The sequence below is a fragment of the Methylomonas sp. Uni0011 genome, from assembly GCF_056850255.1.
Window position 1 is genome coordinate 1 of record NZ_JBVVNO010000047.1, and the last position, 1,469, is coordinate 1,469.

Annotated in this window: 1 protein-coding gene; it reads left to right on the forward strand. The window is 55.1% G+C overall.

Annotated elements, in window-relative coordinates:
• The first annotated feature begins 73 nt into the window (after positions 1-73).
• The gene (locus AC0IM9_RS20420) at positions 74-1,087 is read left to right on the forward strand and encodes an IS110 family RNA-guided transposase (RefSeq protein WP_482805240.1); all 1,014 of its coding nucleotides are present in this window, start codon (positions 74-76) and stop codon (positions 1,085-1,087) included.
• The last annotated feature ends 382 nt before the right edge of the window (positions 1,088-1,469 follow it).

The window sequence follows — 1,469 nt, forward strand, 5'->3', positions numbered from 1 at the left end:
CATGGACTCCTCCCCACCCCACGCGGTGTCATACTGCGCCAGAGAATTTAAACGGAGCGACGAGGAGTCCGAAATGAATAGTAACGTGGTGGGTCTGGATACGGCAAAAAGCATTTTTCATCTGTACAGCCAGGCGGCGAACGACAGGCCGGTGAAAAAGAAACTGAGACGGGCAGAGATGCTGAGCTATTTCGCCAACTTGCCGGTTAGTCTGATTGGCCTGGAAGCTTGTGGCGGCGCTCACTACTGGGCGCGGGAGCTGACCAAACTCGGTCATGAAGTCGTGCTGCTGAATGCCAAGTTTGTGAAGGCTTTTGTAGTCGGCAACAAGAACGACTTTAACGATGCCGAAGCCATTTTCACGGCGGTCACCCGGCCCAACAAACGTAAGGTAGCGGTGAAAGACGATGCTCAACAAGATATGCAGATGCTTCACCGCTTGCGCCAAGAACGGGTAGCCGAGCGCACGGCGCTGGCCAACCAGATGCGCGGTTTTCTGGCCGAGCGCGGCATCGTGCTGGCAACAGGCCTTAACAGCGTGCGCAAAGCCTTACCGCTGATTCTGGAAGACACCGACAATGCACTGACGTCCACGGGCCGCGAATTGTTTGCCGAACAGTATCAGCGTCTGGTAGCCATCGACGCTGACATTAAGGCCCACGAGCAACGTATCAGCCGCTTATGCGAGCAAAATGCGCTGAGTAAACGATTTCGGGACGTGCCGGGTGTTGGGCCGATCACCGCCACCATCCTGGCTTCGGACATTGGCGACGGCAAGGGCTATACCCGAGCACGTGATTACGCCGCCAGTCTGGGCGTGGTGCCCAGACAACACAGTAGTGGCGACAAACAGGTATTACTGGGGATTAGCAAACGCGGCAACCGCTACTTGCGCACCTTGTTGATCCACGGTGCGCGATCAGTGCTAAAAGTGTGCAGCGGCAAGACCGATCCGCTGAGTCGCTGGCTGCAAGGTCTGATCGAACGACGAGGCTTCAACAAAGCCGCCGTGGCGCTGGCCAACAAGAATGCCCGGATACTCTGGGCGATGGCGACGCAGGGCAAAGCATACCGAGCGGGGGCATAACCACCGTTCGATGCCGGGTTATCCACCCTTTGCCCAACGCCTCCACGCGAGGGAAGAGCTCCGGCGTCGGGCAAAGGGTGGATAACCCTCAATCCGGTGTAGGGCAAGACAAACAGAGTTCAACAGATTGCGGAGGCAAGTAACTCAAAAGTGATGACATTCAACAGGTCAGACCGGTGCTTTTAAATCCCGTTCCGCGCATAGGTTCTTAAGAAACCGTTAGGATGATAGTGGAAAAAGCGCGCGGATAGATTCATCAGGGTCCGAAGGCCTATCAAGTACCTTCATCAAGAGACCGAATATATGGCTGCAATCTTGATCTCTGTTGGAAACATCAATTTTGATAACACTTGGCTTGCAATTGGGGAGGAGTCCATATATG